The 14220-nt window shown below is 61.6% G+C and carries 7 protein-coding genes; 6 read left to right on the top strand and 1 reads right to left on the bottom strand.

Annotated elements, in window-relative coordinates:
• Positions 1-620: 620 nt before the first annotated feature.
• The 6 genes from CS1BSM3_RS19175 (at position 621) to CS1BSM3_RS19140 (ending at position 13308) form a co-directional block, all read left to right on the top strand.
• Entirely contained in the window at positions 621-5822 is a 5202-nt protein-coding gene (locus CS1BSM3_RS19175; protein WP_072389601.1) for a hypothetical protein, read from the top strand.
• An 88-nt stretch (positions 5823-5910) separates the two neighbouring features.
• Positions 5911-6513, top strand: a complete 603-nt coding sequence (locus tag CS1BSM3_RS19170) for a ribonuclease H family protein (RefSeq protein WP_072389599.1) — start codon at positions 5911-5913, stop codon at positions 6511-6513.
• 826 nt (positions 6514-7339) lie between these two features.
• The gene (locus CS1BSM3_RS19160) at positions 7340-7843 is read left to right on the top strand and encodes a hypothetical protein (RefSeq protein ID WP_072389595.1); all 504 of its coding nucleotides are present in this window, start codon (positions 7340-7342) and stop codon (positions 7841-7843) included.
• A gap of 400 nt (positions 7844-8243) precedes the next feature.
• On the top strand, positions 8244-10694 hold the full coding sequence (locus CS1BSM3_RS19155; RefSeq protein ID WP_174263733.1) for a DNA-directed RNA polymerase: 2451 nt from the start codon (positions 8244-8246) through the stop codon (positions 10692-10694).
• 1669 nt (positions 10695-12363) lie between these two features.
• Positions 12364-12600 (top strand): hypothetical protein, encoded by a 237-nt coding sequence (locus CS1BSM3_RS19145; protein WP_072389589.1) that lies wholly within the window; start codon positions 12364-12366, stop codon positions 12598-12600.
• A gap of 165 nt (positions 12601-12765) precedes the next feature.
• Complete coding sequence (locus CS1BSM3_RS19140; RefSeq protein ID WP_072389587.1) at positions 12766-13308, top strand: recombinase family protein; 543 nt, start codon at positions 12766-12768, stop codon at positions 13306-13308.
• Positions 13309-13402: 94 nt separating this feature from the next.
• On the opposite strand, the gene CS1BSM3_RS19135 is transcribed toward CS1BSM3_RS19140, so the two are convergent.
• Entirely contained in the window at positions 13403-14212 is an 810-nt protein-coding gene (locus tag CS1BSM3_RS19135; RefSeq protein WP_072389586.1) for a hypothetical protein, read from the bottom strand.
• Positions 14213-14220: the final 8 nt, after the last annotated feature.

The raw sequence follows: 14220 nt of genomic DNA, 5'->3' as shown, positions 1-14220 counted from the left end.
TCGCGTACCCCGCGCGTACCCCGACGCCATCCTTGGGCGGCAGTGAGACCAGCTAGCCTCAATCGGGCTGCCATCTAACGCTAGCGCTCACCTAAACCGGCACCGCCGCTCAGCGCCTCTCCGCGCTCTCCCGTTCTCCAGAATCCACCCGCCCCACCACGACCTCCCGCGGCAGTACCGCGCACGGGGGCTGACTCCGCACGCGCCTTCTCTATCCCCCCTCACCGTCCACCAATCCACTTCCCACCACGAAGGACCACTTCCGCATGGCCAACCTCATCGAGCCTTCGCTGTCAGACAGCGGCGAGGCACTGCCCCCCACTGCCCCTAGCGACCTGACCGGCGACAACGCTGCACCAGTCCCCGGCCCCGCGATCGACGGAGCACCGTCAAATCCAATTGCACCGCAGCCCGACCCCACGGCGTTACCGAACGCGACAGATTTACCTCCTACGACGTCGCCCTCTAGCCCTTCGGGGCTCTCCGACATGGGCGATCCTCTCCCGCATGAGACAGTTGCCTCTCCCGAGGCAGCACCGACTGCGGCTCTCGCTCCTCAGGGCAGCTTCATCCCGACAGCCGGCGAGGGCGTACTCCCAGGACTGCCAGGCGGAGCCCCCGTGTGGCCATCTCCCGAGGAGGCCCAGCAGGCGAAGGCGCAGCGCCCGGAGCTGGCAAGCCTCTCCGACGATGATGCGGCGGCCGTCCTCTTCGTGACACGAGCGACTCCTCAGCAGATTGACAACATCCTTCGTCAGCAGCAGCAGCAGCCAGCCTCACCAGATGCGAAGCCCTACTCGCTCTGGGAAGACGTCACCTCCATGCCCGGCGCGGTGTGGCGCGGCGCCGTCAAGGGCTTCGTGCTGGAGCCCTACGACTTCGCCCGTGAGGTGATTGGTGGCGGAGAGACAGGCGCACACCACGGTGAATGGCGGAAGGACTTCGAGAACTACTACAAGTCCATGCCGCAGGGCTCCCGCATCGTCGGGGCCTTCGCTCAGTTCGGTGCGTCCTACATCGGCCTCGGTAAGCTGGCACGAGCAGCCGGCATCCTTCGGGGCGCGACCACCGCAGCGGGTGCAGTTGGTCAGGCCGCCGCGCGTGGTGCTGTCACCGACATGTTTGCGTTCGACGGCAAGGAAGCTCGTCTCTCGAACCTCCTCCGCGAGCACGCTGGCTTCAACGATGCGGTGACTGCATACCTAGCACATGCTCCAGGGGATACCGAGGCGGAGGGCCGCTTCAAGAATATGCTTGAGGGGCTCGGCATCGGTGTCAGTATCGATGTGGGCCTCCGCGTGGTGAAGTCGCTACGTGCTGCCCAACAGGGGAGACATGCCGACGCAGATGCAGAGCTGGCGGAAGCGGAGAAGGCATTCGCTGCGGTCAACAAGGGCGGTGGTCTCGCCCCTGACGTGCAACGTGCTCTTGCCCCGGAAAGTCCCGCAGGCCGTGACCTCCAGCAGGCCCTTGCGACTGTCGGCGATGCTCGTCCCCAGCAGATCCCAGGGGAGAACCTCACTCGCGGTGTTATGGCGTTCGACACTCAGAGGCCTGCATGGCCGCCCTTGCCGCGTGCGACGCAAGTAGCTCCCGAGACAACACCGCAGTCGTTCCATGAGGCATCAGCAGCCGTCCGTTCCGCAGATGCAGCGCAGCAGTCCATACAGACCGGCCTCGATCGCACCGGCCTTAGTCCCCGTGCCTCACAGCTCGATGAAGCAGCGCCTCAGCAAGTGCCGGGAGCGAATGCGACCCGCGGTGTCATGGCGTTCGATCGACAGCGACCAGGATGGCCCCCGCCGCCACAGCCGAGAACGGCAACATCAGCAGCAGAACTAGCAGAGGCCCCCAGAGCGGGGCCTTTATCGTTTCAGGAGGCATCAGCAGCCGCACGACAGACGGACGAAGCGGCAGAGCGGTCCGCAGACTCGGTGACGACAGCCCTAGAGCGTGCACGCCAACTCCCCGCTGTGCGCGACGAGCTATCCCGGCAGTCTGTCCAGACGGCACTTCACCGCTTCGAACGAATGAAGCAAGGCCCCAACGGCATCACGAGGCCAATGGGTGAATGGTGGTCGCAGATTACCGGCAAGCCCAAGGCCACTGAGGCCGACGTGCAGCAGTCCGTTGAGACTGCGCTGCGTCGCTTCCAACGCCTGAACACGCCCGCAACCATCTCCGACGAAGGCACCAAGCTCACCATCAAGCCGCAACCTGCGGCACCATCCCCTGCAACGTCTCCTCCCGTCGTGATGCGTCAGCTCGGAGGCGCTAACCCGAGAGCATCCTCCGAGGCGCAGTCTCTCGCCGCTCGCCTTCGCCCTTCCAATGACCCACTCCCTGGCCAGCTCCCCGGCGAGGCACCACAGGCGCACGCACGACATGCTCCGGCAATCAAAGGCATCGAGTGGGAGGCCGATCGTGTTGCAGAGGAAGCGTTCCTCAGGGAGGGCACGGGGACAGTCGTCGATCGCATCAGAGCGCTTGGCTACGACGTTCGCGTTGGCCGTGACACTGGCTTTGATGGGGAAGGCTTCCAGCACACGCGGCACCGCATCGTTGGCGTTATGCGAGAGCGGACGGAAGCATATGCCCAGCGCTTTGGAATGTCCGTGGATGACGCCAAGCGCAACATCCTTGAACACGAAGAGATCCACGTTCTACGCGAGGGCGGCAAGCTTGGTAGCCGTCAGTGGGAAGCACTCCTCGCGGCCGGCAAAGAGATGCGCATCGAGTGGGGCGGACGCGAGGCCGTTGCTCGGGATGGCTCGCCGATCGTCTCCATTGATGATCTCGTGCGGAAGACCGGAGCCTATGAGGATTGGTATCGCTCACAAGGCATGACACCGGCAGAGGTCAAGGAGGCACTCGACCAAGAAGTTGTCGCCTTCATGGTCGGCAATCGCGTAGCTGGCGAGCTGCCCAACACGCCGCTGTTCCGCGAGGCAGCCGAAGTCATCGGTGCTATCCGTGACAGCTCCATCGCCGCCCAGCACATTGGCGCAGGCTCTCCGAGCGCACACCGCGTGCAGACCGCCTTGGACAGACAGCCTCCTGCAACGTCATCGTTGAATGACGGCACGCTCCCCGAGTGGAAGCCCCGCCCGATCAATGAGGACACGCCGCTCCGCCCGATGAGCGACCCGTCTCACCCGAGCACGACGCGGCTAGTCCCGAGCGACAAGGCCCTAGTTGACGGTGTTGTGGATGACATTATCCGCATTACTCGCAGGACAGATCTCGATGCAATCGGCCACGACGTTCCAACACCGTCTAGGTTCGACAGCCTCACGCACGAAGGACATATCCGCGCCGTCATCGAGGCAACGGAAGCCCGCCTCCTCAAGGAATTGCCGGACAGCTTCGCCAACCGCGGTCGTGTCTCCTACGGCGAGGCGTACAAGCTCGCGCAGTCCTTCGCACGGCAGCTCGGGCAGGAGCCGGGAGAGATCCTCAACCGCATCACCCGAGAAAGCGACAGGTTGGAGAACGTCCACGCTCGTTTGCTAGCCATGCGCCAGTACACCAGTGGGCTCGCCGAGGAACTCCACACGCTCGCTCGGCAGTTGGACCCTGAGAACGCACGGCCCGAGTTCGGCACGTACGGCTCCAAGGAAGCGGCAGAGCAGGCACTCCGGGACAAGGTGGCGCATTACGTCATGGTGCAAGACATGGTGGGCGGCATGACCTCGGAAGTCGGCCGTGCCCTCAACGCCATGCGCCGCTCGCGGACACCCAACCAGCAGATCGACTTCGCCTCGACCGCAGCGGATGCCCCGCTGGATATGCTGCTCAAGCGGATCAAGACGGCAGGCTCCGACCCTGAGGCCATGGGGCGCGCACTCAGTCCCACGCGGTATGAGGCCCTCCGCGACTTCGTCCAGGCGGCTTGGATACGGAGCATTCTCTCAGGATTCGAGACACACGCTGTCAACATCACCTCTTCCTTCACCGCAACAGCTCTGCATCCGCTCTACAAGATCGTTGGTGGTTATGGCTTGGGCGATCAGACCATGATCAGGGAAGGGATGCGGCAGTACAGCTACATGGTGAGCGAGGCAGCCACGGTTCTGGGCTATGCCAAAGAGAGCTTCAAGAAGGGCAGGCCTCAGCTCGATCCCAATGTGGACAGATATGGGCAGTTCCCTGCCGACCACATGGACCCGAGGCGCGCATTCGGCATAAACCCCGATGCAGTAAAGGAAGGCGGCGCCACAGCGGGCAACATCGCGGAGAGCGCAGTCGGCCACGCGATCAAGCTCTATGGTGATGCCCTTGGCGTTGTGTCCACGCGTACACTGTCGGCACAGGACGAACTCTTCAAGCGAGCGGCCTACCACGCTGAGGCTCTGGCAGCGGCACATACGGACGGCCTATCTCAAGGCCTCAAGGGCGCAGAGCTGGACGCCTACGCGAGGAAGCGCTTCGAGCAGACCTTCATCGACGATCCGACATTGGGACGCATCCCCAACCCGGATGATCCTCTGGCGCAGCGTGCACTTGCGGCAGCGAAGTCCTCCACCTTCATGAATGCCGTCCCGCATGACTCATTCATGGGGATGATGAAACAGAATATCGCTCGCTACCCGATGCTGAAGTTCGCGGTGCCGTTCCCGAGCATCATCCATAACCTCATGCACTACTCGGCGTCGCTGACTCCTGGCTTGGCTCACATGAGCAAAGCGTATCAGAAGGCGATGCAGGCAGGCGGGCACGAGGCAGCGGTTGCCACAGGGAAGCTCTACATGGGCTATGCCCTGTGGACGCTAGCTCTCGCTTCGGCGGTAAGCGGCAATTCCCGTGGCTCCGGGCCTCTAAAAAACGACGGCCGCCCAGACTGGCCAGCGCGGCAGATGCTTGAGCAGCGTGGAAGACACCACGGCGGCATCGATATCCCAGGTACGGGAGCCTCGCTCAACGCCAAGCGCATGGACCCATTCGGCATCATCATCAACGTCCCTGCCATCGTGGCCGAGCGTATTGATGACTTCGACGAGGAGCACATGGGGCAGTGGGCCACCGTGTTCGCCATGTCGCTCGCCGACAGCGTTCTCTCCCGCCACATCATGCAAGGTCTCTCCCAGCTTATCGAAGCTGCCACCGACATGAGTGGCAAGAAGCTCGGGCAGTACGTGGGCAACATCGGTGCATCCATCGCAGTGCCCAACTTCATCAACCAGTCGAACAACTACCTCGGCGACCCGATGATCCGGGAGGCCAACGACTGGTTCGAGATGGCGTTGAAGCGGCTACCAGTTGCCTCCGAGGGCCTGGCTGCAAGGCGGACACCGTGGGGTGAGCCGATGAAGAAGCAAGGTGGTGTCATCACCTCCCACAAGGACGACGACGCTCTCCTCAACGAATACGCCCGCCTTGTCGAGACCGGCAACAAGGGCGTCCCCGAACCGCTACCCCGCACGAAGCAAGTCCCCGGCGAGAAAGGCAGCCTCGATCTCGTGGAGTTCAAGCTGTCGAACGGCAAGCGGCTCTATGACGAGTACGGCGACCGGTCCCGCGATCCTGCGCCCGGATCGATACCTCCGCTGCGGCAACGCTTGGAGGACTTCATCGAGAGCGACGCCTATCAGAAGAACTTGATTGATGGCCCTGGCGATATGCCCGGCACCAAACTCTACGCCATCCGCCGCATCATCGGGCAGTACCGCAACATCGCGTGGAACACGATCCTCCGCGACCATCCCGAGGTCGTTGAGCGCGTCTACCACAAGCGGCGCACGATCGGACAGGCGGTCGAAGCACAGCGGCGAGCGGTGACGCTCGAAGCGTATGGCTTGGACGATGGTGACGGTGACGAGTGACCAGCTTTCTCGGCGAGTTGCCTCCCTCTCCATCGCAACAGCCACAACTACCGCTACTATCACCGACATCACTTGGAACGCATGAGCAATGAGTACGAACGCAGAAGCAACAGCAGCAGCAGCCACCGTGTTGGCCTTCATACGGGTATCGCGGGACGATGACGGAGCGAGCTTCGGCGCTGTCATACGGACGGAAACAGCGTGGTTTGCCGTCGCGGATAGATCGCCGAACTACAGTCCCAATGCGATGGAGCTAGTGAGTGTGGAGCGCGTGCTTTCGCACATAAGCGAAAAGCTAGGACCCAGCACGCTGAGGATGTTCGTCGGAGAATACGTTTCCAAAGGTGCCATGATGCTGCCTGTCTGGAAGGCGCATGACTGGCACAGGAAACCTTCTGTCTTCTCGGCGAAGGGCAGTGATCGTGTCGGTGACAAGATAGCGAACGCGGACCTTTGGATGGACCTCGACGTCGCCATGGTGCTGCACCCCAGCACCAGCTTTGAGACGCTAGCCTCCACGGGACCGGAGAAGAAGCTCTGGTACAACGAGCGTGCCATTGCGGTAACGCTGGCGAAGCGTGTCGGCCCCATAGGCTTCTCGTGGCGCGATGTGACGAAGGTGTTTCGTCCTCGCTTCAACCCCTCTCTGCTCAGTCCGGCCAACTATGACGATCCGCGCGATGGGGGCTGAGACGGAACTGCCGCTGCGATCGCCTTCTAGCGAGGCAATCCTCCGCTCCCAGATAGTATCCCCAGGACGGCAGTGTCCACGTGACGTATTATCCTTTACTATCAAGGTATTATGCCGTCGACTTCGCTTACTTATGCGGTATTCTCCTCCGCGTTGAGCCGGCCGAAAGGGGGCCGGCAGGTAGGATTAAGGAGCGGTGATTGACCATGCCTAAGACCTCAGTAGCAGCGAGAAATCGCTTCATTGCCCAACTGTCGCGCCACATCGATGGAACGCGGGCCCTTGGACGGGGCCATCACGAAGGTGCGCCGTGTCTCATCCTTGCTGAAGGCCTAGTGGTGTCGATTGGCCTTGGAAAGGGGAACCGCTCGTCTGCCTCGATACAGCAGCAGCTCAACGAGCTTGTCGATGAGCACGGCTTCGATGGGATCAAGGGAGCGGGCTACGTGTATTGGCACAATGTCTCTGGTGTCATCCGCAGCGCCATCAAGGCATCTCGCGTTCGTCGCGCGCTCGGGAAGCGTCACCGGTCTTCGCCTTGGGCAGGAGCTGTGAAGGCAATCGCAGTGGCGTAAGCGAGCGCAAGACAGTGCACTCGTCAAACGACAGCAGTCCGAAAGACAGCAGGAGGCGGCGGCCGAACTTCCGGCCGCTGCTTCCGTTCGACACTCTACTTGATTTGTGTAACGTCCCAGTCCGCATCTTGTCGTGGAGTGCGGGCAGTAAGGCATTCCCTATCGTCGCTGCCTATCAGATGCCGCATACGTCGCCTGCTGTGTGGCTCCCGGCTGTCGTCCTATTCAACACCGACAGGAGATGCAGCGAAATGCCGGAGCTAATCCCGATAGCAGCGGCGCAGGAGGCCTCCTCGAACACGCACGATCAACAGCCCGAGCGCACTCCCGTGGTGCTCTGTTGGCGCCTATGGATGCGCGTCGGCAAGCTCGCACTGCTCGATGCCCACCCTGAGGAGACGCCATATCTTTTCGGAGAGCTGCGAAACGGGAAGCACGTTCGTATAGTGTCCATGACCGATGGAGGCCCTACAGCACCGATTGTGGGCGTCGTCGAGTATCCAGATGACATCAGCGAGTGGCATCAAGGACCGACCTGTCTTGCGGTTCGATGGGATGCCGGCGGACATCCCGTAGGAAAGTGGGCAGCAGGCTGTGAAGGATATGAGCTGATTATCGACAGCCTAGTGCCGCATAGCCACCCGCTCGCCCAGCGCAAGATGAGAGAGGCGAAAAGGCAGGCGGAGATGCTGCGCGGCCTGAGGCTACGCAGAACAACGCCGAAACGCCGCTTGCAGCCCAAGGTTACGGACTGAGGCGCGCGCTGCCTCTACCCATCATCTTCAACTATCGAAGCATCAGCGTCCTCATTCATTGAGGGCGGCTGTATTCATCTGCCCCGATACAGGGAGATCTACGGCTCACATGAGCAGTGATAGCAACGAACATCCCGACAGAGCCCAGCCGCTCAGATCCGATCGCGATCCCGTCCGCCGCTCCTCGATCCGCAGCAATGCTGAGGACGAGCTGGCCCAGCGTTTCCTTCCTGCGGAGCTTCCAACCGACCCGAGCGAGCTGCTCCAGCTCCAACGAGAGTTCGTCAACAAGGTGGAGGCCTACCACAAGACGCTCATTGGCTGGGACAAGGCAATCACTGATGGCGACCCCGGACGCATGAAGCCAACACGACGCATGTCCCATCACTGGGCTGCCCTGATGGTCGAGAGCATCGAGAGCGCTTCTCACAAGGCGAAGCACACCCGTGGCAAACGCCCTCGCTGGCTAGATGCCTATGAGCAGATCGGCGCCGAAGCACTCGCCTTGCTGACCATCGAGACCATTCTGGCCACGCTGGTGAACCGGATGGTGGCGGCTGGCATCGAGCCCGTCACTGCAACACAGCTCAGTGCTGACATCGGCAGGGAAGTAGAGTGGGCCACGCGGATAGCACTGTGGGAGAAGCACTCCCCCGGCCTCCTCAAGAGCTTCAAGCGACGACTTGATGATGCCGGCGCCACACCACGCCACCGTGAAGCTGTTCTCCGCATCGGCTTCAACAGGAAAGCGCTCGATGCCGACAGAGCATCGCCCGAGCTACTAGAGGCCGCGGAACCATGGGCGCGCAGCGCTCGGACTGCACTCGGGATGTGGCTACTCCTGACAGCCGAGTATGTGACGCGGGGTGAGATCTCATTAGAGCGGCGAGGCAGAGGCAATGGAAGCAGCCGCAGGTTTCCACGCTACGTTAAGCTGTCCACCAGCGCGTGGAAGCATCTTGAGGAAGGCATCCAGCGTGCTGCGATCGGTGCGACGCTAGAGCGAGCGATGGTGTGTCCGCCGAAGCCATGGCGCTGGCTCCGAGGTGGAGGCTACCTCATCAACAAAGAGCGAGGGCACATCATCTCGGCTGACAAGCCCTACGTGAGACAGTCTCTGGATGTGGCCTTTCGCGATGAGGAAGTGCGGCGTGGTGCTCAGCCTGTGCTAGATGCTGTGAACGCGTTGCAGCGAGTACCGTTCACGCCCAACGAGCATGTGCTTAGCGTGGCCTCCGAGGCGGCGACTGCCGGCCTCGATCTTCACGGACTGCCGGACAGTTTCGTTGAGGAGGTGCCGCCTAAGCCTCTCGATCAGAGCGATGCCGATGCCATGACAGCGTGGCGTGCACGAGCAGCCAAGGCCCATCGCAATAACGAAAGCCGCCGATCTAGAGCGCTGTGGGCACATTGCGTGTTAGCAGAGGCAGCCGACATTCGTGGCCTGCGCATCGAAGGGGAAGAACAAGAGACGGACCCGCGCTGCTACTTCGCTCATCGTCTCGACTTTCGCGGGCGCATCTACTGTGCCGGCACTGCGCTTAATCCTCAAAGCTCTGACCTCTCGCGCTCGATGCTGCGGTTTGCCGAGGGTAAGCCAATAGGTGACGGCTCCGGGCCGAAGTGGCTGGCCTATCAGGTGGCAAAGGCATTCGATCAGGACAAGCTCTCGTGGGCCGACAGAGAGAAGTGGACCCGAGACCATGAGGAGCTGCTGCGACGCATTGCGGAAGACCCGTTCGGGAATAGGCAACAGTGGGAGCAGATGGCGGGGGACAAGCTATGGTCTGCGCTCGCAGCGGCTCGCGAGTGGATTGCTTATGTCGATAGCGGACGGAGCCCGGAGTTCGTCACGCACCTCCCGTGTTACATCGATGGAACCTGCAACGGCCTCCAGCACTTCGCAGCACTCGCAGGGGATAGCGCTCTCGCCAGACTGGTGAACCTGGAGCCAAGCAACACTCGCGCTGACATCTATCAGGCCGTTGCCGATCGCCTCCTAGAGCTAGTCATCCATGCGGCCGACAACACGAGCGGTGAGGAGCGCCGCAACGCCAACATGTGGCTCCGTGTGATCGGCAGAGAGGAAGCCCCGCGGTCCCTCGCTAAGCGCGTGGTGATGGTCACACCTTACGGAGGCACGCACAAAGTCACCCTCGATGAGATCCGCGATTACCTCGATGAGGTGGACCCCAAGCGGCTGGAGTGGGGACGCGAGGTGCCGGCCGACAGCCCCGAAGAGGGCAGACTCGTGGGCTGGCTTTCCAAGAAGATGACCAAGGCCCTCGGCGACCGTGTGAACGCGGCGAATGGCGTCTTCGCGTGGCTGAAGTCAGCGCTGCGTCTCCTCGGGGACTATGGCGTCGCGGACCAGATCGATTGGCGCACTCCCGCGGGATGGCCTTGGCGTAACTTGTACTACCAGCACACCACCATCACTCGGAAAGTCATCTTCGCTGGCAAGCGGAGCGAGATCTCAGTTGCCGAGAACGACCTTAGCCGCTTCGACAACAAAGAAGCGCGCAGCGGTGTAGCCCCCAACTTCGTGCAGGCCCTCGACGCGTCCGCACTGGTGCTTGCCGTGCTTGAAGCCGAAGCGTGCGGTGTCACCGATCTCACGACCGTTCATGACTGCATTGGAGGCCTGGCTCCTGACATGGATGTCATCAGCCAGTGCGTGCGGTCCGGCTTCGTCAGGTGTCACCACGAGGGCCGGCCATTGAAGGCGTTCCGCGAGGCTGTGCTCAAGGCGCTACCCAATGCCGAGGCCAGAGCCGAGCTGCCCAAGCTCCCCCCGCGCGGAGAGTTCGATGTGAGGAGGGTTATGGACAGTGCCTACTTCTTCTGCTGACGAGAAAGGCAACCCCATGCGGGTCTACCTCGCGCCAACGCATCGCACTCCACGCGGGCAGCTCTATGCAGTTCGCCTTGGGACAGCGCGCAGCCCCGTCATTGTGGAGCGCTCCCTCGATCCCGAGCACGCAGCCTGCCGCTACCTCGTGGAGCTAGGCCTCAAGGGTCAGCTAGAGGTGTGGTCTGAGGGAAGGACAACGCCGAGGATGATCATTCGGCGCATCGAGACGGCAGCCGGACGAACGGCACGTGAAGACAGCCGAGATGGTCCATCGCTAGCCAAGTACAGACCGATGGAGAAGCCTGTCTCTGATGCCTCCCTTGGTGCCCCGACCGATGCACCCGAGTGCGACAACGATAACGGCACCGAGGAATCCTACGTCGCCTGACAGCATCACCGCTTTCTACGGAGGGGCGGCCTATTTTCCTCGCGATGCATCCCTTGGCTACTACCCTACCTGAGCGCGCAAACGGCCGCTGGCTACGAACCCTTCGCACGCCCTAGGGAGATGGCGCGTTCCGCAGAGAGTTGAGGCTGGAAGCGAACATGGCCTCTTAGCATCGCGTTGCTCTACGGAGGGGTAGCCCAACAATCGGCGCGGCATCACGGGTGGCTACTACCCTACCTCGGAAAACGATCGGCCGTCCTTGCGTAACCCTTCGGCTAAACTCCACAGCTCCATCATCACCACGACCAATGGATACTCGGAGGTATTGCGCCATGCGGTTTGCTTCGATCGATAGAGGGCATCTAGTTGGGCTGGCCTTGTTCGCAGCCTTCTTTGGCTTCCTCGCGTATGGAGCGTGGAATGCGCGGCGCGCACTTCCCAGCTACGAGACAGTCACGGCTCAAGGCGGCGGAGTGATCGTGCGCTGGTGCCGGGGAGGTTATGTCGCTCGCTGGCCTGACGGACACCACACAGTGCAGCCCGGAATGCCAGAGGGCGGCGGTCCCGCTGTGCTGCCTCGGGACATCCGGCCTAAGGACTGGTGTTGATTAGAGGAGAGGGATGGTGGGGTTATAGCTGGCACCGGGGAGCTGCGGCCCGGGACCTACCTCAGGCTCATACCTACGCTGGGCCTCGGGCCGGTCTTCGCTTAAACGGGCGGGAGTGATGCACCTTACTTCCCTTGGTGTAGGACCCTTGGTAGTGGCCTTTAGGAGGCCTCTGTGTCTGTGCGCGGAGTGGACCAGAAGTGCCATGCCCAAGACCTCCGACAGGTAGCCCTTGAGGCAGCTCCTCGGTGCCCAATCATCACCACAAAGCCCCTTCCCCTTCAGCACTAGGGAGACAGCGAGGCTAGGCCCAGGCCTGTGTCTGTAAATGGAGTGACCGACCACCTAAGCGTGTACTCGAACGCGAGTCATGCTCCAGGGGCATACCTCAAGCAAGCCCGATAGAATTAGGGTCATCCTTGCGAGACCCCATCCGAATACGGCGAGGCGACAATCCCCCCCATGCGCTTTCACGGGATCGCCCTAGGCCTGCCCAACACTCGAAGGCTAGGCCATGAGGCAGCAGCCTGGCACACTCAACGCGAGCCGCCGCACACTAGCTACCACCATCGGGTTATCGACTGCTGTTTCGCCTCGCGCCGTAGCACATCGACGCGCCCCGCCCTAGACTGTGGCCATTGCAGACACGTGAACACATTGGGAGGGACAGATGGTCGCTCGCTTCTTCAATCAGGTTGCCGGCACTATCGGAGGAGTTGCGGGCATAGCGCTCGCCTTGGTGATACCGATCGGATCACTCTATTGGATCTGGATCGCCATCAAGCTCGGCAGCTTCATGATGTTCGTGGTGGGCGTCATTCCGCCGTTCTTTATCGTCGCTGCCCCAATGGGCGCCTACATGCTCCTCTTCGGTGTCCCGAGCTGGATCATCAACCTGTTTGGATGAGGCCTCGCAACCCGTCTCATTCAGGTATACCCAGCCGAGTCTTCACCATGAGACACGAAAGCCGTCTCAAGAGGGTTGCATTTGGGATTCTGAGACATCACCCTCTGTGGGTCTAGAGCCAATTGAGGCATCACGCCCTACGGCTCCCCATCGCGGAGGCGTCCCATGACAGTCATTGGATACGCACGAGTAAGCACCGAAGGTCAGTCCCTGGAGGTGCAGACAGCCGCATTGAAGGCAGCCGGGTGCACGACCATCCGCTCTGAGAAGCGCACAGGGACCACCACCGAGGGCCGCACTGAGCTGGCCACCGTGCTGGATTTCCTTCGCCGTGGCGACACGCTGATGGTCACGAGGATCGACCGCTTGGCGAGATCCATTGGGGACCTCCAGACGATCGTCAGAGAGGTGCAAGCCAAGGGGGCTCATCTCAGGGCCACCGAGCAGCCAATTGATACTTCTACGGCAGCCGGCAAGTGCTTCCTCGATATGCTGGGCGTCTTCGCTGAGTTTGAGACGAACCTCCGCCGCGAACGCCAAATGGAAGGCATCGCGAAGGCCAAGGCGAATGGCGTCTACAAAGGCCGTCCGAAGTCCATCGAGGCGGAAGAGGTTCGCAAGCTGAAGGCCAAGGGATTAGGCGCCACCGAGATCGCCAAACAGTTGGGCATCGGAAGGGCATCAGTCTACCGGGCTCTCAGTGAGTAGCCACCTTGGGCATCACCGACGGCCGGAGGAAGGCCAATGCACTCTTGAATGCAACGGCCCTCGCCCTCGCTACCATCAGTCTTTTTCTGCCCGGTCACTCTGCGCGCAGTTCATCCAGAACCGCATTGCCCAGTGCCTCGATAGTATTGAAGTTAGCGAGGAGCTGCGGATGGAAACCCAGCGGAGAGGCGCCTTCGCTGAACGAGTGCTGTATCCATGGGCGGAAGAATCTCATCGCTTCCTGCTCGGCGCGGAGGCGATCCATCTCCTCGAACTTACCTTTGGTTGCCGCTTGCACTTGGAGCAAATCCAGTTCTTCGTGCCTCGCCGCGTTCTTTGGATCAATGCAGTATGGCGGTATGTAGAGCGGTATTCTGTGGGCTAGAGCGTGGCGGTAATTGTCTATCCCCGCGAACCACTCATCGAAGCCGGCGACGAATTCTCTCAGCTTGTCCGGCAGAGTATCCCTCACTACCCAATTCTTTGGACGCAGACCGACCCACTCAGGGCGGATCTTCTCGCCATTGGGCTGGAGCACATCCTTCTCTATCACCCAGATCCACGCCAAGTTGTCCACGGCTGCAAACGCGCTGAAGACGGCGGCCTGAATGTTGATCTCAGCATCGTGACGAACGTCATGATCGTCCAGCGGCTCAATACGCTCAGGCGGTATCAGCGCGAAGACGTTCGCGACGCTCCTTGCCAACGTGGCTGTACGGCGGACGAAGCCATGATGGGCGAACTCCCGTGCACGCTGCACTTTGAAGGGATGCATCAGGAATCTCGCTTGCAGAACCTCCTGCTTGCCCGGCACCGCTGCAAGTCCTTCTCGGGCCCGAACAAGCGCATCCGCCGAGTAGTACACGCTGGCTCTCTTTGGAGCCGTCTCCGCGTCCACCGACATTCCGGCCT

The sequence above is a fragment of the Hyphomicrobium sp. CS1BSMeth3 genome, from assembly GCF_900117415.1.
GTDB lineage: Bacteria > Pseudomonadota > Alphaproteobacteria > Rhizobiales > Hyphomicrobiaceae.
Note: the sequence above shows the minus strand (reverse complement) of the source record. Positions and strands in the feature narration are given on the sequence as shown.

Coding starts and splice junctions, on each gene's coding strand:
- CS1BSM3_RS19145 (WP_072389589.1), top strand. CDS start 12,364: ATGGTCGCTCGCTTCTTCAATCAGGTTGCCGGCACTATCGGAGGAGTT.
- CS1BSM3_RS19140 (WP_072389587.1), top strand. CDS start 12,766: ATGACAGTCATTGGATACGCACGAGTAAGCACCGAAGGTCAGTCCCTG.
- CS1BSM3_RS19160 (WP_072389595.1), top strand. CDS start 7,340: ATGCCGGAGCTAATCCCGATAGCAGCGGCGCAGGAGGCCTCCTCGAAC.
- CS1BSM3_RS19170 (WP_072389599.1), top strand. CDS start 5,911: ATGAGTACGAACGCAGAAGCAACAGCAGCAGCAGCCACCGTGTTGGCC.
- CS1BSM3_RS19155 (WP_174263733.1), top strand. CDS start 8,244: ATGGTCGAGAGCATCGAGAGCGCTTCTCACAAGGCGAAGCACACCCGT.
- CS1BSM3_RS19135 (WP_072389586.1), bottom strand. CDS start 14,212: ATGTCGGTGGACGCGGAGACGGCTCCAAAGAGAGCCAGCGTGTACTAC.